The 21376-nt window shown below is 60.5% G+C and carries 17 protein-coding genes and 4 pseudogenes; 4 read left to right on the top strand and 17 right to left on the bottom strand.

The window, feature by feature from the left end:
* Positions 1-18: 18 nt before the first annotated feature.
* From WS87_RS02955 to WS87_RS02940, 4 genes are all read right to left on the bottom strand, one after another.
* Positions 19-522 carry an Hcp family type VI secretion system effector gene (locus WS87_RS02955; protein WP_006477093.1) on the bottom strand — a complete coding sequence of 168 codons (504 nt, stop codon included), beginning with the start codon at positions 520-522 and terminating at the stop codon, positions 19-21.
* A 70-nt stretch (positions 523-592) separates the two neighbouring features.
* Positions 593-2083 (bottom strand): type VI secretion system contractile sheath large subunit, encoded by a 1491-nt coding sequence (tssC, locus tag WS87_RS02950; protein WP_039320274.1) that lies wholly within the window; start codon positions 2081-2083, stop codon positions 593-595.
* Positions 2084-2098: 15 nt separating this feature from the next.
* Positions 2099-2614, bottom strand: coding sequence for a type VI secretion system contractile sheath small subunit (gene tssB, locus WS87_RS02945; RefSeq protein ID WP_044845930.1), 516 nt, complete (start codon positions 2612-2614; stop codon positions 2099-2101).
* A 44-nt stretch (positions 2615-2658) separates the two neighbouring features.
* Positions 2659-3291, bottom strand: a complete 633-nt coding sequence (locus WS87_RS02940; RefSeq protein WP_059532820.1) for a tetratricopeptide repeat protein — start codon at positions 3289-3291, stop codon at positions 2659-2661.
* A gap of 377 nt (positions 3292-3668) precedes the next feature.
* Here WS87_RS02940 and tssJ point away from each other — a divergent pair, with 377 nt between their 5' ends.
* The 3 genes from tssJ to icmH all read left to right on the top strand — a co-directional run bounded on the left by tssJ (position 3669) and on the right by icmH (position 6509).
* Positions 3669-4280, top strand: a complete 612-nt coding sequence (gene tssJ, locus WS87_RS02935; RefSeq protein WP_059532823.1) for a type VI secretion system lipoprotein TssJ — start codon at positions 3669-3671, stop codon at positions 4278-4280.
* 103 nt (positions 4281-4383) lie between these two features.
* Complete coding sequence (gene tssK / locus WS87_RS02930) at positions 4384-5730, top strand: type VI secretion system baseplate subunit TssK (protein ID WP_059532826.1); 1347 nt, start codon at positions 4384-4386, stop codon at positions 5728-5730.
* On the top strand, positions 5727-6509 hold the full coding sequence (gene icmH, locus WS87_RS02925) for a type IVB secretion system protein IcmH/DotU (protein ID WP_059820904.1): 783 nt from the start codon (positions 5727-5729) through the stop codon (positions 6507-6509). The genes tssK and icmH overlap by 4 nt, the downstream gene beginning before the upstream one ends.
* Positions 6510-6593: 84 nt before the next feature.
* Here icmH and WS87_RS02920 read toward each other — a convergent pair whose 3' ends face one another.
* The 12 genes and pseudogenes from WS87_RS02920 to tssI form a co-directional block, all read right to left on the bottom strand.
* Positions 6594-6920 (bottom strand): DUF7716 domain-containing protein, encoded by a 327-nt coding sequence (locus WS87_RS02920; RefSeq protein ID WP_059820903.1) that lies wholly within the window; start codon positions 6918-6920, stop codon positions 6594-6596.
* A 212-nt stretch (positions 6921-7132) separates the two neighbouring features.
* On the bottom strand, positions 7133-7717 hold the full coding sequence (locus WS87_RS02915) for a hypothetical protein (protein ID WP_107938100.1): 585 nt from the start codon (positions 7715-7717) through the stop codon (positions 7133-7135).
* Between the two features lie 185 nt (positions 7718-7902).
* Positions 7903-8406: a hypothetical protein gene (locus WS87_RS33470; RefSeq protein ID WP_159085630.1), complete on the bottom strand. Its 504-nt coding sequence runs from the start codon at positions 8404-8406 to the stop codon at positions 7903-7905.
* A gap of 280 nt (positions 8407-8686) precedes the next feature.
* Positions 8687-8971, bottom strand: a pseudogene (locus WS87_RS34670) (RHS repeat-associated core domain-containing protein); the annotation flags it as partial.
* Positions 8971-9354 (bottom strand): Imm10 family immunity protein, encoded by a 384-nt coding sequence (locus tag WS87_RS02905; RefSeq protein WP_059820901.1) that lies wholly within the window; start codon positions 9352-9354, stop codon positions 8971-8973. The gene WS87_RS02905 and the pseudogene WS87_RS34670, both read right to left, overlap by 1 nt.
* Positions 9355-9397: 43 nt before the next feature.
* Positions 9398-9711: pseudogene (locus tag WS87_RS34195) on the bottom strand (hypothetical protein).
* Positions 9706-9849 (bottom strand): annotated as a pseudogene (locus WS87_RS34665) (RHS repeat-associated core domain-containing protein); the annotation flags it as partial. The pseudogenes WS87_RS34665 and WS87_RS34195, both read right to left, overlap by 6 nt.
* A gap of 30 nt (positions 9850-9879) precedes the next feature.
* Positions 9880-10368, bottom strand: coding sequence for an Imm21 family immunity protein (locus WS87_RS02890; RefSeq protein WP_082750781.1), 489 nt, complete (start codon positions 10366-10368; stop codon positions 9880-9882).
* Between the two features lie 133 nt (positions 10369-10501).
* Positions 10502-10680, bottom strand: a pseudogene (locus WS87_RS34660) (RHS repeat-associated core domain-containing protein); the annotation flags it as partial.
* Between the two features lie 548 nt (positions 10681-11228).
* Positions 11229-11771: a hypothetical protein gene (locus WS87_RS02875; RefSeq protein WP_059820900.1), complete on the bottom strand. Its 543-nt coding sequence runs from the start codon at positions 11769-11771 to the stop codon at positions 11229-11231.
* A gap of 2 nt (positions 11772-11773) precedes the next feature.
* On the bottom strand, positions 11774-16411 hold the full coding sequence (locus WS87_RS02870) for an RHS repeat-associated core domain-containing protein (protein WP_236873198.1): 4638 nt from the start codon (positions 16409-16411) through the stop codon (positions 11774-11776).
* Between the two features lie 35 nt (positions 16412-16446).
* Positions 16447-19626: a type VI secretion system Vgr family protein gene (gene tssI, locus WS87_RS02865; protein WP_059820899.1), complete on the bottom strand. Its 3180-nt coding sequence runs from the start codon at positions 19624-19626 to the stop codon at positions 16447-16449.
* Between the two features lie 337 nt (positions 19627-19963).
* On the opposite strand from tssI, the gene WS87_RS02855 reads away from it, so the two are divergent.
* On the top strand, positions 19964-20764 hold the full coding sequence (locus WS87_RS02855; protein ID WP_059820898.1) for a cystine ABC transporter substrate-binding protein: 801 nt from the start codon (positions 19964-19966) through the stop codon (positions 20762-20764).
* A gap of 81 nt (positions 20765-20845) precedes the next feature.
* Here the strand turns inward: WS87_RS02855 and WS87_RS02850 are convergent, their stop codons facing one another.
* On the bottom strand, positions 20846-21049 hold the full coding sequence (locus WS87_RS02850; protein WP_059820897.1) for a hypothetical protein: 204 nt from the start codon (positions 21047-21049) through the stop codon (positions 20846-20848).
* Positions 21050-21376 lie beyond the last annotated feature (327 nt).

The raw sequence follows: 21376 nt of genomic DNA, 5'->3' as shown, positions 1-21376 counted from the left end.
CCGTTGCCGCAACCGACGTTAGACCGCGTAGGTCTTGTCGTTCTTCGTCAGGCTCCAGGCGCCTTGCGTGTTGCCGCCCTGGTTGCCGCCGATCTTCTGCTGGGTCTGCTTCCACTGCACGGCCGCGTACTTCAGCGAGAACGTCTCGAGCGGCAGACCTTCTTCGCGAACGCTCGGAGCGATGCTCGAGATGATCACGTACTTGAGCTTCACTTCCAGATACTGCACGCGCTTGCCTTCACCGTCCGCGCGCGAGAAATGGACCGTCACTTCATCGAACGTCGTGCCGCCCGATGCGTGCTGATACAGCAGCGGGCTCGACGAATCGATTTCCTTCGTGAAAATCATGTCGCCGTGCTCGCAACGCGTCATCGTGTGACCGCCCGCGGTCGATGCCGTTGCCGAACGCGGCTGAACGATCGAGTGATCCCACGATTTCAGTTCGATCCAGCCCTGATGGTCTTTGTCCGCGGATTCGCCCTTCACCGCCGGACTACCAAACTGCAAGTGCATATGTAACATGGCCCTTCGACTCCCCAAAGAGGTGGTTTTAACGTCCTACCCAGGCGGCCCGCCCGGGCGATTTACTCGCTTATGAATTTGCCGGTTTGGGCAGATCAGCGACAAGTCGCAGAGAAATCGAGAGTTCGTCGAGCTGAAAGTGCGGACGCAGGAACGCGACCGAACGATACGAGCCCGGCTTGCCCGGAATCTCCGACACTTGTATGGATGCCTCGCGCAGCGGGAATTGCGCCTTCTGTTCCTGCGACGCGTTGTCGTCGAGCAGGACGTACTGCGAAATCCACCGGTTGAGGAAAGTCTCCACGTTCTGCGCCGATGCGAAGCTGCCGATCTTGTCCCGCATCATCGCCTTCAGGTAGTGCGCGACGCGCGATACCGAGAAGATGTACTGAAGCTGGGCGGACAGGACGGCGTTCGCATTCGCGCTGTCGGTGCTGTATTTTTTCGGTTTCTGCACCGATTGCGCGGCGAAAAACGCAGCGTAATCCGAGTTCTTGCAATGCACGAGCGGGATGAAGCCGAGGTCGCTCAGCTCCTTCTCGCGGCGATCGGTGATCGCGATTTCGGTCGGGCACTTCAGCGCGACTTCACCGTCGTCGGTCTTGAACGTGTGGGTCGGCAGGTCCTCGACGAGGCCGCCGCCTTCGACGCCGCGGATCGCCGCGCACCAGCCGAAGTCGTCGAATGCGGCCGTCAGGCGTGCCGCGAAGGCCCACGCCGCGTTGCACCAGAGGTACTTGTCGTGCTCGGTGCCGTCGACGTCCTCGACGAAGTTGAAGTTCTCCGCGGTCTGACCGTCCTTCGGATTGAACGGCAGGCGACCGAGGAAGCGCGGCAGCGTCAGGCCGACGTAGCGCGAATCTTCCGCGTCGCGGAACGACTTCCACTTCGCGTATTCGACCGTGTCGAACACCTTGCCGAGGTCGCGCGGCTTGCCGAGGTCGGAGAACGACTCGAGGCCGAGCAGCTCCGGCGACGCCGATGCGATGAACGGCGCGTGCGCGGCCGCCGCGACGTGCGACATCTGCTCGATGAAGTACATGTCTTCCGGCTGGCGCGAGATCTCGTAATCGCCGATCAGCGCGCCGAACGGCGAGCCGCCGAACGTGCCGAACTCTTCTTCGTAGACCTTCTTGAACAGCGCACTCTGGTCGAACTCGCTCGCGCCCTTGAAGTCGCGCACGAGGTCGCGCTTCGGGGCGTGCAGCGCCTTGATCTTGATCGTCTGGCCGGTGTTGCTTTCCTTGACCAGGTAGTCCATCCCGCGCCACGTGCTTTCGAGGCGCTGGAATTCCGGTGCGTGCATCACCGCGGACAGCTGCGTGGAGATCAGGCGGTCGAGTTCCGCGACGCGGGCGTCGATCGTCGCCGACAGGTTGTCCGACACGATCACCGTGCCGTCGAGCACCTGGTGCACGAGTTCGCCGATCAGGTCCTTCGCACGGGCATGCTCGGAATCGGATTTCGCGACCTTGCTCTTCTCGACGATATCGTCGAGCAGCGAAGTCCCGGCGGCGTATTCCGCGCCGCTCGCTTGGGCCGCAGCCGTTTGCTGGTTCATCTCAACACTCCGTCGTCATTCGCCGTCTTTGTCGCCGCCGGTGCCCTTCGCGAGCTCCTGCAGCTGCTGCGTGTTCTTCAGCACCTCGGACAGCAGATCCTCGAGCTTGTCGTTGCCGGCGAGCTTGTTGCGCAGGTCGGCGAGCTTCGAGCGTGCCTCGAGCAGGCGGCGCAGCGGCTCGACCTGTTCGACGACTTCGTCCGGGCTGAAATCCGACAGCGAACGGAACTTCAGGTCGACTGCGAACTTGCCGCCTTCCGGGCTCAGGCGGTTTTCCACCTGGAACGCGGCGCGCGGCTCGATCGCCTTCATCACGTCGTCGAAGTTGTCACGGTCGATGTTGACGAACTTGCGGTCGCGCAGCTTCGGCTGCTCGACTTCCGACTGGCCCGCCAGATCGCCGACGACCCCGACGACGAACGGCAGTTCCTTCACCTCGATCGCGTCGCCCTTCTCGACCTCGTAGGTCAGCTGGACGCGCGGCGGCCGTATTTTCTGCAAGCTTTTCTGAATGCTTTCTTTCTTGGCCATCTCGACGGCTCCCAGGTTAGTTGTGGTTATCGCGTCTGTTGCGGTCAGTTGCGCAGCGCGCTGAACGGATCGGCACCGCCCTTTTGCGGCGCGGCGGCCGGCGTCGGCGCGGTGGTTGCGGCTGCGGCCGCCTCGGTGGCCGGCGCCGCGCCGGCCTTCGGACGATGAATCACGCGACGCGCCGTACGCGCCTTCGTGGTCCGCTGCTCCGGCGGGAACAGCGCCGATTCGCCGAGCGTGTCGCGCAGTTGCTTCGCGAGCGCCTGCGCGTCCGACTTCGCATCGCCCGCGAGCGATGCATCCTGGCGCAGCTCGCCGAGCGACTGCGTCGCGATCCGCAGCCCCGCGACGGCGAGCACGCTCTTCGCCTGACGATCGGTCGCGTCGCGCTGCAGTGCCTCCTGCGCGGCGACGATCGCTTGGCCATAGTGGTTCTGGGCAAACTGGATCTGCGCGATGCGCGACCACGGTTCCTCGCGCGTCGGATCCGACTTCGCGAGTTGCTGGTACAGGCCGAGCGCCTTGTCCTGGTCACCCGACTTCGCAACGGCGTCCGCATCGGCCAGCGACTTGTTGAACACCTCGGCAGTCGGCGCCGGCGGCTGGCTCGCACAACCGGCGATCACGCCGCAAGCCAGCACTACCCCAGACAATTTTGCGAAGAGACGGTCTTTCATCGTTATATCCACCGGCGCGTGAGTATTAAAATCGTTGAGAATCTGGTTCTTTTGCTTTGCAAGAAGCGCGCGGGTATAGTACCGATCAATTTTTCATAATTCAATCGCTGCGTGCAGAGTAATTCCTTTTAAATCCGTGCGCTACCCCCTCGAAACGTCTCCGGCAACGGCCCGGCGACGGTTTTTCGAGCGACCGGAATGCGCAAGTTTTACTTGCTCGACAACGCTTCGTGCGGGTGACGGAAAAAATTTCCGGAAGCGCGATGCGCCGCACGTGTGCTTAATAGTTGAACGGCAGATAAGCCGGCATTCGCGATGAACGCGGAAATGCCCGGTAGTTTTGACAGGGGAGTTAAAGGCGGCACGCCGGAAACACGATGAGATCGTCCATGATTCGCTATGCGCTGCCGCTGATCGCCTGCGCGCTCCTGGCCGGATGCGCGGCCGCCCCGCTGCTCGGCTCCGCCGCGAGCGCCGTGATGCAGGCCGCCGGCATCGGCAAGCCCGAACTGCCGGATGCCCAGAAGCCGCCGCGCAACATCGGGCTCACGCTCGCCGCCGCGCCGAACCTCAACGCCGCGAACGATCGCAAGCCGCTCGCTTTAGTGGTGCGGCTCTACGCGCTGAAGGATCCGACTTCGTTCCAGCAGGCGCCGTTCGATGCATTCACCGATCCGGCCAAGGAAAAGGCCGCGCTGGGCACCGATCTGCTGAACGTGCGTGAAATCACGCTGATTCCGGGCCAGCGCTATACGGCAACCGAAAAAGTGTCGCGCGAAGCGCAGGCATTCGGCATCGTCGCACTGTTCCGCGATCCCGCCATCCAGCGCTGGAAACTGACGTTCGACCCAGCGAAGTCGGAGAAATCCGGCATAATCATCGGCCTGCATAATTGCGCGATGACGGTCGCCGACGGCTCGGTCATCGCACCGCAACAGGGCGCGCCTTCGCAACCGCTGAATTTGCTTTCGTCGGTCACCTGCGGTTAAGCATGACGCACGAATGTCAATTAACAAGAGTTAACAAATTGGCGATTTAATTCGGGCATGAACAAATCGATTACATCGCAACGCCACATTAACCGGATTTGACATGAGTTATTCGGCCAAGGTGCTTTGGGGGGAAGGGCTGTTCCTCCGGCCCCAACACTTTCAGCGGCAGGACGCCTATCACGAGGCGCGCCTGTTCGAATCCATCCAGGCGATCCAGCCGTACAACTGGGGCGTGCGCTCGGTGCGCATCGACCGCGATGCGCTCGGCAGCAACGTGCTGCGCGTGGCCGAGCTTGCGCTCGTGTTCCCGGACGGCGCGCTGTATGCCGCACCGCAGGCCGACGACCTGCCGCCGCCGATCGCACTGGACACGCTGCCCGACGGCATCAACGAATTCGTCTTCTACCTCGCGCTGCATCCGCTGCGCGAGAACGGCACCAACTACAGCGACGATCCGGCCGCCGGCTTCATGACGCGTTTCGTCAGCGAGCAGACGAGCGTCGCCGACAACTTCACCGACGCCGCCGAAGCCGACATCACGTTCCTCAAGACGCAGGTCAAGCTGATCGCGCACAGCGAGCCGCGCGACCAGCTGCTGTCGGTGCCGCTCGTGCGCGTGCGCCGCACCGCGACGTCCGGCTTCGAGATCGACGACAGCTTCGTGCCGCCGTGCCTCGCGATCGAAGCTTCGCCGATCCTGCACCAGCGGCTGCGCCAGCTCGTCGACGCGCTGCAGGCGAAGGTGAACGCGCTGTACGGCTTTCACCGCGAGCCGTCGAAGAACATCATCGAATTCCGCTCGGGCGACATCGCGTCGTTCTGGCTGCTGCACACCGCAAACGCCGCATTCGCGACGCTCGCGCACCTGCACCAGCATGCGGCGCTGCATCCGGAGCGGTTGTTCCAGGAACTGCTGCGCCTCGCGGGCCAGCTGATGACGTTTTCGAAGGGCTACACGCTCGCCGACCTGCCCGTGTATCGCCATGACGATCCGGGCCCGAGCTTCGCGCGCCTCGACCTGATGCTGCGCGAGTTGCTCGATACCGTGATCTCGACGCGCTACTTCGCGATCACGCTCGACGAAGTGCGTCCGTCGTTCCATCTCGGCCGCCTCGATTCGGGCAAGATCGACGACAAGACCGAGTTCTACCTGGCCGTGTCCGCGGACATGCCGAGTGTCGAGCTCGTCGATGCGGTGCCGGCACGCTTCAAGGTCGGCGCGCCCGACGACGTCGACAAGTTGGTGCTGTCGGCAATGCCCGGCGTGCGGCTGTCGTACATGCCGCAGGTACCGCCCGCGATTCCGGTGCGACCCGGCGCGTGCTATTTCCAGCTTGATTCGCGCGGTGCGCTCTACGAGCGCATGCTGCAGGCCCAGTCCGCGATGATCTACGCGCCGACTGGCATCAATGACCTGAAATTCGAACTGATCGCGGTCACATCATGAGCTACGCGCCTTCTCTGTTCGGCGACAACGCGCCGGCCCCGCTGCATACCCCGGCGTCGACCGACGCCTCGTTCCAGGCCCGTTCGCTGCTCGACCTGCTGTACGACGGGTTCTTCATGCTGTTTCTGCTCAAGAACGGCCGCGAGCCGGACAGCGCGAGCGAGTTCAGCACGAAGATCCAGGAGTTTCTGTCGGATTTCGAGCGCGGCGCGAAGAAGCTCAACATTCCGGCCGAGGACGTGTATGGCGCGAAGTTCGCGTATTGCGCGGCCGTCGACGAGATGGTGCTGTCGTCGCAGTTCAAGATCCGGACCGACTGGGAACGCCGGCCGCTACAGCTCGTGCTGTTCGGCGAGCAGCTCGCGGGGGAGAAGTTCTTCCAGTATCTCGAGGAATGTCGGGCGCAGGGCGCGGCGCGGTTGCAGTCGCTCGAGGTGTTTCATATGTGCCTGCTGCTTGGGTTTCAGGGCAAGTATCTGCTCGAGGGGCCGGAGAAGCTCGCTTACCTCACCGCGCGGCTGGGGGACGAGATCGCGCACATGAAGGGCAAGCGCGCCGCGTTCGCTCCGCATTGGCCGCTGCCGGACCAGATCGCGCATCGGTTGAAGCGCGAGGTGCCGGTCTGGGCGATCGGCGCCGTGTTTGCGCTGGTGGCCCTGCTCGGGTATCTCGGGCTCAATACTTACCTGAAGGACAAGACGCTGCAGGCGTTGGCGCCTTATGCGCAGGTGATCAAGGTGGGGCCGGAGTCGGCTAATTTGACGATTTCGTTGCCTTGAGGCGTGCTTCGTTCGGGTGTTGATGCTTCATGAAAAAAGGACCGCTCGGCGGTCCTTTTTTGCTGTGGCGCGTGGTGCGCGTCGTCAAAGCAGAATGAATTCCTCGTTGTCGACGTAGAACACGAACGCATCGAACAGTTGCGTCACGCTCGGTTCATCGACCTGGTCATGCGCGTTGATCACGATGTCCTCGATCGTCGCGCTGGAGAGCGTTATGCGCCAGCCGGGTTGCGGTGCAGTGGCGGGAGGTGTGTCGGTCTCGGGGTCGTTGGCGTCGTTGGCGTCTTCGGTGAATACGCCGTCCGTATCGAGCGTCCATGGCATCGGCGGCAAGCAGAGCCAACCGGAGAAATCGCCCGGGTGTTCGAGAATGTGTTTCAACGACGCGGTGGTCGTGGTGAGGGTCGACATGGGTAGTGCGGTGGTAACTGGACTGGTGTCAATGCGCTCGGAGCGAGATGCGGCAGTTGCACGAGTGCGCCTGCGCCGCGGCGTTCGTGCCGGCAAGGCGTGATTATGCCAATGTCTTATACGCGAGGTTGGCGGCGGCAGTGTGCTGGTCAGTTGGCGGACGCGGTACCCACATTCGAGATCGCGTCCAATTTCCCGCGTCGGACTGCCCTTCAGGGTTGGTAGCGAACTGTCTCGTAGATCTTCGCCATTCCCTGCTTCGCGGGATTTTCGTTGGCGGCAAGACCTGACGAGAAAATGATGCAGGTCCAGCCGTCGCCGCAAGGCTTGCTCGCAATCAGGTCGAGCCGATGTGCATATACCCGGTCGTCCTTGAAAATCTTATGCGAGTAGCGCGATGCGAGCGCGGGATATTTGCCATTCAGCATGATCGGCTCGTAATTCGCTTTCGTGTACTGAGCAGGCTTGTCGTCGACTTGCAGGTTGTAGAGATACGCTGCCGTTCCCTTTAGCGTCGGCGCAACCTTGGTGGGCACAACCTGAACCGTGACACCCAACGTCAGAACCTCGAATGCCGCCTTGTCGGCTTCGATATCGACCCCCTGCCCATTCGTATCCTCCAGCCGGCCACTCCACGTAACCGTCCAGTTCGAAGGAAGCTGGAAGCTGACGCCGTTCGCGGCATAAGGTTTGAGATGCACCAGATCAGGCGCGTCCGCGGCCCTTGAATCAGTGTTATCGGCAGACGCTGCCGTTACGGTCGCAAGCAAGATAAGCGCAAGAAGTGAACGCCGCATGGAGAATCCTTATTTTATTGAGTGTAGATGCTTCCTTCATCGCTATCCCGGTCGACCGGGCGTAGTTAGGAAGGCTGCAAAGCTATCTGCAATCGCTGACGCATGCCTTGTCTCGTGCGACCAAAGAACTACAACAGGTTCTCCAGCGTCGCCAAGGCATCAAACGTTCAAGAGACATCCATCCCCTACATTTCGATCCAGGACGGCTCATCCTCGTAACAGTAAAGAATCGAGTAGACACTTGAAAATTGATTACCGAAATTAAACTTTTTATTCAATACTTCAACAGGAGTAAAAATCATACCAGCCTCCTCCATGTTATTTATCAGTGGGTACACTGAATTGGTTGATGGCAGATCAATACTCGGTGAGCCTTGACTTCCGTCCGCCGACAACGACGATAAATAGCAGTACGGACCAACAAACGATATTCGCAATATGAAATCCGCACCATCACCCCTCACGAAATATCCGTGACTTACGTCGGTGTTGGGCTCGGTATCCTCATGGAAATCAAAATTCTTTTCAATAAATTGAATCACACCAGGGTACTTTGTCGCAGCAAGATTCTCTTTAACGAACGAGTAGTCCGGGGATTCAAAACTCCCGTACGAATCAATAACGGAACGCGAGAATCTTTCCCAATCAAAATTCGAATCATGAGGTCTCTGGGCCTTTGGGATGTCCATGTATTTTTCCTCCATTGTCTTGGTGAACGCGCACTGAAGTTTGCGTGCCTCCGTTGGGGCCAAAACCAATGGGCGTCTTGAAATCGTGGTCCCGTACATTCGGGCGCCCAGGGACGGGGCTACCCTTGCTCCAAGCCTCATCTGTGTACTGCACTGCATCGTCCCAATCACAGAAGCACGAGGTGGGCTTACCTTGTTTAACTCGATCGTCATACTGGGGCTCGCCCAGTACACGGCCCGCTTGCTTCTGCCACGATATATGCGGTGGAACCGATGGTTTCTTTTGCAAACCTGGCGGATCGGTCCACGGTGTCGGGTTCGGCGCGTACTGGTAGACGTTGATCCCACCGGCCAGCCCAATCCGGTCCTTCGATATGAATCGTCCCGACGTGGGATCGCAGTACCTGTGCCAGTTGTAATGTAGCCCCGTCTCGCGATCGAAGTACTGGCCCGCAAACCACAGCGGGTTCGCGATCCCCGCTTTCCTAGCCGCCTCACTGATGACTTCGCGCGCTTCGCCCCACGCCTTGTAACGTGCCGGCCACGCGACCTCACCCGACTCGTTTAATCAAGCGCGACTTTGGTACTCGTACCGGAGAATATAGCCGACAGCCATGCCTTCAAACCCTCGCGGTCCTTGGCTGCTTGCACATCGATCTGCATCGACGACAGATCTTCCCTCCACTTGGCATCATCTTCAAGTTCAATGTTCAACGTGCCGGCATGAAGTGAAACCGACTTGACCCCGCCATATCCCGCAACCCCATCAGCGCAGACTTCCACGTAATAGGTGTCCTGACCCAACTTCCGATCTTGCTCATCGAACTCAGTCCCACGCTGCAGGATGACGTAGTCCTGTGGCTCATTTGCGCTATCAACTAGCCCAAGAACATGAACTCCATCCTCGAACGTATAGGTCACGTCGTTTGCGACAAATTCAAATTTCATTCTATTTAAACCCCTTGGAAGGACTAGCCGTCCACGTCTTTTGCTACCAGTCCTCCTGCCAGTTATATTGAATCCTCGCACCTGACTGTATAGCACGTGCGTTCATCTTGCCTTTGCAAGATGTACACGGCGGATACTGGCCGTCGATGAGCATGTACCCCCTGGCTCTAATGCCACTTGCGAGACCACACGCGCCTCAGTATGGATGGCCAGAGTATTCTGCGGAAATCCTAACGCCTTTTCCTCCGGCGTCATGTTACCGCTCTGAAAAACGCCACAGTGCCTTTTGGAACCGCCCGCGCTGCGCACAGTAACTTGGGTCGTATGCGTTCCTTTCCCTGACCCGAAGCGAGCCAAACCTATCGGATCAATCCAATCAACTGGATTTGGCGCGTACTGAAAGACGTTGACCCCGCCAGCCAACCCAATCGGATCTTTCGACACGAAGCGCCCACTACTCGGATCGTAGTACCGATGCCGGTTACAGTGCAGCCCCGGCTACATTTTCCATGTCACCACATCCAGCTACACGGCGGCAATCGCGTGCACCAGTAGAGATGTCCTCGAAGTCGGCTGGTGGATGAACGTTGACACTTCGTTGGAGCCAGAATGTGTTGTGAATCTCAGGCATTGGGCGGGATCAACTATATCAAACACAACAAGTGGCTGATTGACCCAGTTGATTGTCAATTTTTCGATAATGTTTATTGTGTTGAAATCGATGTACTCGATTGCAATACGCACATCCGCCTCATTATCGGCCCACTTCCAGCGAACGATCAGTTGCCTGCTGTCAGACGTAGCGATCGCTGTTTGCAATGGCTCGTCGCCCAAGACAAGCACATCTGATCCGTGCAATGTCAGCTTGCTGGCGTAGTCAACAGATTGGCATGCCAAATCGAAATCAGACGGACTTCCACCCACGCCATTCCATAGCGACGCCTTTGCTTCCTCCATTACCACCAATGGTCCGCCTGAACTGTTGATCCAGTTTGAAAAGACGTACTTGCTCATTAGCCTTTCCTCCTCTTTGCCTGCGTGACTTGGCCAGCCTGTTTGAGACTGCAACGCTTACAGTGAGGATACAGCCGCTGGGCCTTCCCCTGCTCGTTCAGCGCGTTCGGAGTTTGGTGGTCGGGAACGAAATCTCCGGCACATAGCGAGCTGCATCGCCACGCGACGGTGTCTCGCATCCACTTACCGGTGCACCGACGTATTGCACCATCGGCACGAACGGCTCTGCTTCGTACAAGTAGTGTGTGCCGCCGTGCTCACCGCTCTCATACGCCAGCGTATCTCCGTCCAACCGAACACCGTACGCTCGCCGCCACTTGAACGCCAAGCTTCAACGCATCACACAAACAACAAGGGCCGCTAACGCGGCCCTTGGTCTAGCTTTACAAACAGTCAGATTCGGCTCGCAAAGTGCCTAAGAACTTCTGCTATTTCCAACGCCTCCGACTCAGACAGCTCGACCGGGTCATTCTCTTTTGTAACCGCCTTGATATGGACGGACGAACCTTGTTCGATCCATATTCGAACAGTCCCATCACTCGTTTCAAAATAGTCTTGGCTCGATATACCTTGCATTTCTATTCACCTTTAGTAGGGAAGTGCGAGTTTCCGTCATCTGGCGACACGACCTTGACTTTACCGGTTGGATCGTAAGCATGAACATGGTCAACTGCCGCCTTCGACGACGACGCTCGCCGCGAAGTTGCAAAGCGGCTCTTTTAGCCGACGGCAGACTGACGGCAGCCGCTGCATTTCTCCCCGATCGGGGGAGAAATGCGTAAGTGCACGTTGGCCAATCTCCGGGCCGCGTTCGAGCCTCTAGCCCAGAAACCGCAAGGGCCGCTCATGCGGCCCTCGCTTCAGTCCGGCTTCGGCCGGTAACCGGGGTCCTTGTTGCCCTCTTTGCGAACGCCTGTTCCAATGAACTGATGCCAATTCTTATGGCTAGCCAGTGCCGCGTCTGTCCAGTAGTAGTTATCGGAAATCCGTCCGCTATTGCCTTCGACGTCAATCACGCCTTTATGAGCGTATTGGCGCAACAGCTTGTTGAGTTCACGATTGATCAATTTCTCAGTGTTAGAACCGTCCGCGCCATAATGCGTTGCACCAATCGCATATTCGTCGTCTCCCCCGTACCGCACGCTAACAAAGCCTACGCGAGCAGGGCGTTTAACGTCGAACTGACGCGGCCCAAGAATATTGTGAGCATCCCCAGGATCGCCGATCAATAGAGCCAGCGCACGCAATCCACTGTCCCGCCACACATCAGCGTCGACACGCTCGACATGCACAAACGGATGGTCATAGCTTTCCGAACGGTACAGTGCCAGCCCCGTCCTTTCGAGCAACTCCGTATTGATCTTCACGAAGTCGTCGAACGTCATAAACACATTGCGATCCATGCCTATTTCCCCTTACACGGACAGCAATTGTAGGCTCGGAACTGGACGTCGTCTGGAACGTTCTTCCCCGTCGTTTTTGTGCGCAAGTCTTCCATTGCCTGCTCTTCCCGCTTCACTGGCGTCACGCCATCAGCGCGCACCTTGCCAACATTGCCGAAGATTGTCTTGCCGTCGGAATCAGTGTAGATAATGTCTGGACGTCGGCCCCCTTTGAATCCACCGGGGGTCCCGACCAGTACTTCTTTTTCGACTCCGCCACCGGCAATGACTATTCCTCCAGCATCTGCCACCTCTTGCCCCCAAGCGGCAATCATTTCGTTATGTGGGCCGCACCCGCCGGTTTTCGGGCCGCGCTTCGCGAGGCCAAGCGGGTCAATCCAGCTTATCGGGTTCGGCGCGTACTGGTAGACGTTGACCCCGCCAGCCAACCCAATCGGATCTTTCGACACGAAGCGCCCACTACTCGGATCGTAGTACCGATACCGGTTGTAATGAAGCCCCGTTTCATCATCAAATTGCTGCCCCTGGAACCGCAGCGAATTCCTCGGAGCGATCCCTACCGCTCTCGACGCCCGCGCGATCACCTCGCGAGCTTCACCCCACGCCTTGTACGACGCCTCCCACACCACATCGCCATCGTCATCCGTCAGTACCTGCGGAGTGCCGATCTGATCACAGTGGTAATAGAAGGCATGCACCTGCCCTGCCCGCTCCGGTACCCGTTGCAGCGGATCATCTTCCGGCTCGTAGCGATCTGTATCGCCACGCGACGGTGTCTCGCATCCACTGACCGGTGCACCGACGTATTGCACCATCGGCACGAACGATTCTGCTTCGTACAAGTAATGCGTGCTACCGTGCTCGCCGCTCTCATACGCCAGCGTATCTCCGTCCCAACCGAACACCGTACGCTCGCCGTTCACCTCTTTCGCAATCCGGCGGCCCAACGCATCGTAGTAATACCGTGACTCACTGTTGCGCGCAGTCTCCTGCACGCTCGCAGCCGTCATCCGATTAAACGCATTCCACTCGTAACGTTGCTCGCCCGCCGGCGATGTGCGATGAACGAGGTTGCCACGCGCGTCGTACTCGAAATGCCGCCCGGCATATTGCTTCAGCAAATTGCCCAATACCTTGGGCACTTCGGGAGGCAACGAACTTTCCGCACGCACCGGGCTCGGCCTGCTCTCTTTGCGAGCCGTCTCAACGCGTGCCGGATCGATGATGTTGCTTGCCGGATCGAATGCGAACCGCTCCTTGCCGGCCGGTCCGATCGACTCGAGCAACCGTCCGACCGGATCGTAGCGATAGTCCGTCAGCCCCTTGAGATTGTCTTCGATCTGCACGAGCTGGCCAGCCGCGTCGTAACGGTAGCGGCGCTCGGCCAGCGGTGCGGGTGCATTCGCACGCTGCACGGTCCGCTGCGCCAACCTCCCTGCCGAATCGTATGCCGTGCGTTGATCGATCTTGCTCGGCAACGTGCGCAGCGTCTCACGATGCAGATCGTCACGCTCGATCTGAACGAGCTCCTTGCCATCCAGCATCATCCCGTGGACGTGTCCCGAGCCGTATATGAGCCAATCGACCACGCAACCATCGGGCCGGATCGTTTTGATCCGGTTACCGATTTCGTCGTACTGGTGATGCCACACGAAACTCCGGCTCGCGCCGAACAGGTCGTAAGCATGATGCTCACGCACCAGATTGCCGACCGGATCGAAGAAGCGCTGCACGCGGCTGTATCGGTTGCTCGCTTCGATCAATCGTCCCAACGGGTCGTAAGTGAAACGCTCCGCCTCATCGTCGACCGCGCGGCCTTGAAGACGGCCACCGCGATCGTGAGACATCGTCATGATCTGGCCAGCCTCGTCGATCGACTCCAGACGGCTGCTCGCCTCGTCGTACGAGTAGCGCGTCGCCTTCCCGTCGAAATCGATCTCCTCGATCAGCCTGCCCGTCGCGTCATAGCGAAACGCGTAAGTCGCGTGATTCGGATCGGTCAACGCAACCAGACGCCCGAGCCGATCATAGCGATATGACAACGACTGCCCCGACGCATCGGTGCGGATATTGATACGTCCGCTCGCGTCGTAGCCGTAGCGTGTATTGCGATTCAGCGGATCGGTGTGCGTCAGCAGACGCCCTTCCGCATCGTAGCTCAGTTGCTCGCGACCTGCGGGCGACACCACCTCGATCAACTGGCCGTTCACACCATAGCGGTATACCGTCACCCCGCCTGCTGCGTCTTTCGCCTCCGAGAGGCGGCCTTGAGCGTCGTACACCCATTGAGTCGTCTTGCCCGAGCAGTCGGTGTAGCTGATCAACCGACCGGCAACGTCATACTTCAGCGACTTCGCGCCGCCCTTCGCATCCTTGATCTCGGTAACCAGACCTTGTCCGTCGTACGCGTATTCGGTCTTGTGCCCGAGAGGATCGACCTGTACGACCATGTTGCCCGCATCGTCATATTCACGCAGCCACGGATGCCCAAGCGGATCCGTCACGCGAACGAGCTGATCCTTCTGGTCATACGTCATCTCGATCACGCTGCCATCGGTACGCTGATGACGCACGAAGTTGCCACGTGCGTCGTACTCCATACGTTCGACGGTACCGTCACGATGGATGTACTGAACCAGCCTGTCGTTCTCGTCCCGATACATCCACTCTTCGCTGCCGTCCGGATGAATCACACGGAAGGAATAGCCCTTGCTGTCGTAGTAGTGGTGGGTGACGTGACCAAGCGCATCGGTCACGCTGACCATCCGGAAGTCCGGATGCCACGCCAGCGTGACCTCGTCGCTGCCGTCATCTCCATACTCGCGGAAGCACTTCGCCTTTGGCCCGTTGCCGTTCCATTCGAGATTCACGCCGCGACCGGTACGATCGGTGTACCGCGTCACAAGATGGTGACTGTAACGGTATTCGCGACGGTTGCCGTAGCGGTCGGTCGCGCCGATCAGATCGTTTTCTTCGTTGAACTCATAACGGGCAAGCGTGCCGATGTATTCGCCCTGCGCGTCATGATGCGTCGCTTCGACGATACGACCGCGCACGTCGTGACGGAATGCGACCTGTGCATGCGGCGCAATCAACCGATGCAACCGCCCTTGCGCATCGTATTCGAGCGTCACCTGATTGCCGGCGCGATCCTTGACGAACGCGAGACGAAACACATTGCCGTGTCGCTCAAACGCTTCGAGCAGCACGTGCCCACGCGTCAGCGTCAGCCACCGATCGTCAAGGCGCAATAACGTGTGGCCCTCGGACAGGTCGTCGTGAGCACTCCCGGCGTCGAGCAACGGATATTCGAGACTGCGTCCCGTTGCGTCGTGATAGACGAACTTGCTCTCGTCAATATCAAAGCGCGTCGTGTACGGCGTAATCCAGCGCGCGCCCAATTCGCCGTGCTCGTCGTTCGCGTCGAAGAACGACCGATAGGTGCGCTGCCAGGCAATGGGCAACGGCCCCTCGATCGTGAAGTCCTCGTGGTTGATCTGCTCATCGCCGAGCGCGAATCCGATTGAATGCTCGGTGGCCGCAGGTGGCGTCTTCACCGGGGAATGCGTAAGGCAACAATTCGGTCCCGGATGCTTTGCCTCCGTGGTCGTTCGCACCTCATCCACCCGATGCTCTGCTCGCTGCTCGGCAACCTTCGTCGTCCCGTGCTCCTGAATCCCCGTCGCATGCGGCTTCGGGTTGCGCTTGCGCCAGCTCCGCATCCCGTCTTCGCCGATCATGATCAACCAGCCGATCTTGCCCGCATCGTTCCCGTCCAACTCCCGAATGCACTTCTGGACCGTCGGAATTCGCTTGTAGATATCGTCGGCGAAAAGCTGCAGCTTCTTCGGCGCTTCGTCGTCCACCATATTGGCGACGGTGGTGACCGTATTGATGGCAGCCTTCGCTTCAATTTTCACGAAATCCGTAAGAAACCCAAGCCCGCTGCTGAGAACTTTCCTGCCGTCGTACGCAACGAGCGCCTGCCCGACATCCTTCAAATGCGACCCGGCCGACGTCACGTTGTGCCCAACTTCGTACTTCTTCCCCGCCGCATGCGCGAACAGATCGGCAATCGCCTTCATCAGATCGCCGATGAATTTGGCGCATTGATCGAGCACCTCCTTCAGTCCATCGCGCATCACTTTCAGGAATTGCTCGATTTCGCCCGCGTAGCGTTCCTGCACATTCGCGACGATTGCCGCGATGACCGAGTCGCGCAGCACCTGCAACGCCGCCTCGCCCACCGCCTTTCCGCTCTTGACGATCTCTTGTCGAATAAGCTTCAACACCGGGCGGGCACCCAGACGAAGCTCGGCAGTGCCCAGCGGCAACGGCACGACCCCGATGAGGTCGAGACCGAGATTGACCCAATCGAACATGCCGATCGCGTTGCTGCCGCGCTCGATCATCTCCTTGATATCGAGCACCGCGTCGACTGCAGCAAAGATATTGGCCAGAACCGGCACGTTCTCCGCGACCATCTTCAGCCGGCTGACGTTGACGGCGCCACCGCTGACCTTGATCAGCCACTTGTCGAAAACATCGATGCCGGCTTGTACATCGGCCTCCGTGATCTTCATGATCGGAGACACGAACACATCGGTAGGTTTGGGTTGAATGACGCCCGCAGCGGTCATGATCTTTTATTCCGGGAAAATTGAAAGGGCGACGCTCAACTCATCTTCAGCGCGGCAGCGGTACTACGTGCCGTTTGCGCGAGACCGCTGACCTGCTGCGCTGCGGCGCTCAACTGTCCTGCTTGCGACAGGGCCGCCTGCGCGCCTGCCGGCAGCACACTGCCCGCCGCCTGCTGCGCGATGCCGAGGCCTTGACCGGCCACTGCCTTCGCGAGGGCAGCGCCGCCCTGCGACGCTGAACCAGCCAAGTCTGCGAGCGTATTCGCCGCGCCAAGCGCATTCGACGCGCCCGCGGGCAACATCCCGCCCAGTGCCTGCCGGGCCATGCCCATGCCTTGACCGGCAGCAGCCTTCGCCAGCGCGGCGCCGCCTTGCGACGCCGCGCCCGCCAATCCCGTCAATGCACCTGCCGCCCCACCCGCCGCCGGCAAGAACGAACCCAGCTGCGCCTGTGCCGTCTCAGCAGCACCTGTCGCCGGCGCCGGATTGGCCGGCCACGGCGCCACATCGAACCTGCTCGATTGCTGATCCTGCGAACGCGGATCCTCTCCGAACTTCACCTGCACCGCTCCAGGTGGCAGGCCGCTCACGATCATGTGCCCGTTGCCGTCGAGCGCCCCTTTCCTCAACAACCCACCATTTGCATCGAATACCGAGAACAAGCCGCCCTTCACCGGCTGGCCATTCCCGTACGTATGCAGCAACTCCAACTGCCCCGGCTGATCTGGCCTTGGACTCGGCAACGGATACCCCATGCTTGCCGGCCCGGCGAACGTATGCGACGCACCCTTCACATCCACCGCGCCAGGCGTATGGATCTCGATGTTGCCGTCCTTGATGCGGATATACCCGCCGCCGCTCGTCAGCAGAATCCCCTGATCGGCCGCGATTTCGATCCGATCGGTTGCGGACACAACCTTCACCGCCTTCTGCGCGGTGACTTCGACGTTGTCCGACTGCGCCTGGATCTCGACCTTGCCCTTGCCCGCGAACAGCTTCATCCCCGCGTTCTGCGCGAACAGGCTCAGCTTCTGCCCGATGCTGCCGATCAGCGACTTGCCCGTCGCGACGTGCACGCTCTGTCCGCTCGCGACGTTCACGTGATCGTTCGCGACCAGGTGCAGCGACTGCTGCGTCGACATCCCGATCCCCGACGGGCTGCCGAACAGCATCACCGGTTCCTTGAACGCGTTCGCGCTGCCCGTGCCGCCACCCGCCGTGCGGCCGCCGGACGCGCTGCCCGACGCGCTGTCCTGCGTCGCGTCGGTGAATGCGCGCATCGTCTCGTGCGCATCCTTCAGGCTTTCCGCCTGATGCTGCTCGCTCACGCCCGACATCGCCTCGACGAGGCTCTCGCCCGTCACGAGCTGCTGCTGCGCCTCCTTCACGTCCAGCGGCTGACTGTTCGGCGCTTTCGGATGAGTCGTGACGTACAGCCCCTGGCTCGCCCGCACCGCGCCATACGCATCCGAGCGCAGGTCGAAGCCGCTGCCCAGATACGATCCGCGCGAATTGCCGTTCTGATCGATGAGGTAGCCCAGATGCAGCAGGCTGTTCGCGCTGCTGCTCATCAGCTGCACGCGGTTCTGCCCGGTCGCGTCGTCCATCACGAGATGGTTGTAGCCGCTGCCTGAATACTCCTTCGACCGATAGCCGGAGAGAATCCCGTCGCTATGCCACTGCGGCTGGTTCGCGCCGTTGTACACACGCCCGACCGCCAGCGGCCGATCGCAATCGCCGCCGACATAATCGATCAGCACTTCCTCGCCGATCCGCGGCACGTGCACACCGCCGTAGCCGCCGCCGGTATCCGACTGCACGACGCGCACCCAGCACGACGCGTTCTCGTTGCCCGGATTGAGGCGATCCCACACGAACTGCACGCGGATCCGGTTCAGCTCGTCGGTATAGACTTCCTCGCCCTGCGGCCCGACGACGAGCGCCGTCTCGAGATGCATCTTCGGCTTCTCATGTTCGAACGGGCTGCGATACGGCACGCTCACGCGCTGCGCCTCGACTTCGACGAGATAGAAGCCGACCGAGCCATCGTCGTGCGGCACGCGAAACGCCGGATCGGCACCGTAGCCCTCCTGCGCTTGCATCAACGCGTCGCGCAGGCTGTACGGAAAGTCCGCGCTGCTGCTCGCCACGGGCAGGTTGTTCTCGATCCACCATTCGACGCCGATCGTCGCGAATTCGCGCTGGTCGGCCGGATCGCGATCATGTTCGGGATGGTCCGACAGCGTGAAGCGCCGGCCCGCGTCGATCGCGCGCACGCCGCCCGCGCCATGGAAGCGCTTCGCGTGCGACTCCCATTCCTCCATCCGCACCTTCGTCAGATGGTCGCCGCGCGTCTGGTCCAGATACGTGTACGCACCCGTGTACTCGTACACTTCGAGCTGGTCGGGCAATTCGCCCTGGCCACTCATCGTCGGCAGCGTCGTGCCCTTCGGGTTCGACGGTTGCGACGGATTCTTGTAGTCGAAGGTGCGCGTCGTTCGGGTCACGCTCTGCAGCGTGCGCGAGCCCGACCATTGTGTGAACGCATCGGCTTCGCTCGCCGCGCCGCCGCGATAGAAGCGCACGGTTTCCGGCGACAGCGGCGCGAACGCCTGCAGGTTGTCGGTGATCACGAGCGTATGCGACTTGCCGTCGTCGGCCTGCTGCCACGTGCTGTAAAGGCCTTCGCTCTCCATCAGCCGATGCACGAAATGCCAGTCGGTGTCGTGCTGGCGCGTGTACGAACGGCTCGGCAGCGGTTGCGACAGCGCGAAGCGGAAATGCCCTCGCGCCTGCGGATGCTGGTTCAGCACATCGCTGATGATCTGGTCGACGGTCGTATCGTTCCAGAGCCGCTGGTCGCGACGAAACTTCAGGAAATGCGTGAAATCGGCGAACGTGAGCTGATAGGTCGTGAGCCCGCCGTCGGCGCCCAGGCGGCGCGCGGTATGGACGTATCCGTGGATCGGCCGGTAGCTGCGATCGCCCTGCTGGATCCACAACGTGACGGGTTGCGCGATCAGCTTTTTAAGCTCCAGATCGCTATCGGTCGACAGTACGTCGAGCGTGAATTCGTACGCACGCCCGATACGCGAACGGCCGACGGCCCGCTGCACGGTCAGCACGTTGGCGCCCAAGGGCGTATCGAGCTTCAGCAGCCGGTCCTGCTGAAGCAACCCGCCGCGCAATGCGGCAACAGTGTTCTGCATGTTCATGGCAACGGCCTTTTCTTCTTTTGACGCGCCCTCGGATGGCGCGCTATGCGATTTCGCTCGCGCGATTTTACAGACAAATTACTTCGAGTCTCCAAAAATAGAACTGATTTAAAAGAGTTTTTCAAGCATCTTCCGAACGGCCCGGGCGAACCGTTCGAACGCTTGTTCGACGCTGAACGGCTCGCCCACGGCCCGCTGAAATCGATTGCAATCAGGGCCAATTCGACTTCCGGCGCGGCCCGGTTGCGAGTAGTGTCTACGTGCCCGTATTCCGGCCCAGTCCGGGCACGACCGATGCCCGGCGCTCGATTACCACACTGAACACTGGAGATCTGCGATGAAACGTTCGAAGTTCCTGCTGTCGGGCCTGCTGCTCGTGTCGGCCCTCGGTTTCACGGCCGTCGCCGCGCACGCGGAAGACCTGCTCGACTCGGTGAAGAAAGCCGGCGTGCTGCGCGTCGGCCTCGAAGGCACGTATCCGCCGTTCAACTCGCGCGGCACGTCGGGACAGCTCGAGGGCTTCGACGTCGATGTCGCCAATGCCGTCGCCGGCAAGCTCGGCGTGAAGACGCAATTTGTCCCGACCGAATGGAGCGGGATCATCGCGGGGCTGCAAGCCGGCAAGTTCGACGTGATCGTCAATCAGGTCACGATCACGCCGCAGCGCAAGGAAGCGCTCGACTTCAGCGAGCCGTACACGTATTCGGCCGCGCAGCTGATTCAGCGCAAGGACGACACGCGCAACTTCAAGTCGCTCGAGGATTTCAAGGGCAAGAAGCTCGGCGTAACGCTCGGCACCAACTACGACCAGATGGCGCGCAGCGTGCCGGGCATCGAGGTGCAGACGTATCCCGGCGCGCCGGAAAAGCTGCGTGACCTCGCCGCGGGCCGGATCGAGGCGACGCTCGACGACCGCCTGATGCTGCCGTACATGATCAAGACGTCGAACCTGCCGCTGCGCTCGGGCGCGGTGCTGAACGGCGGCAAGCAGGAGATGGCGATCCCGTTCCGCAAGGGCAATCCGAAGTTCGAGAAGGCGATCAACGATGCGCTGGAGTCGCTGCGCAAGGACGGCTCGTTGAAGAAGATCTCGATGCACTGGTTCGGCAGCGACGTGACGGTGCCGGTCGCGCAGTAAGCGGTTCGCCGCGCTTGCGTTGCGTCACGTCCTTCGCTGCGGCGAAGGCGTGACGCCCGTCTGCATGATGCTTCCCTTCTCTCAAGCCGCTTCGTCGAAGCGCGCAAGCAGGATCTGGCCGATCGGCGTGAGCGCCGGACGCGCCGCCACCGCATTCACACGCACCTGCGTATCGTCGACCAGCCGCTTTTCGACGAGCACGGCGAACGCCGGGTTGGACGGGTCGACACTGTCCGGTGCGCGGGCAATGCGCAGCAGCATCGAGAATTCGTGCGGACTCAGCATGGTCCTTGTCTCCTGATCGTCCGCGATCCGGTTTGAACCGGCGTCGATCCTGTCTTTTGATGAAATGGCCCGAAGGCATAGGGATGCGGAAATGCGCGGCCGTTTGCGACGAGGGCACGTCGTCGCGAGAAGCCAGGCGCTCCCTGAGCAGGGGCGATGTCATCGGATTCGCTGGATGCGTACGCCACGGCTGGGACGTGCAACGTTATTGGGGCATCGTGACGCGGCCGTGACAGCAAAAGAGGGGGGCATCTGGCCGACCAATACCGACGACCGCACTCATCGTCGACGGCAGGTTGCTCGTTTGCAGGCAGTGCCTGAAAGATT

The organism is Burkholderia sp. MSMB0856, assembly GCF_001524645.2.
GTDB lineage: Bacteria > Pseudomonadota > Gammaproteobacteria > Burkholderiales > Burkholderiaceae > Burkholderia > Burkholderia diffusa.
Note: the sequence above shows the minus strand (reverse complement) of the source record. Positions and strands in the feature narration are given on the sequence as shown.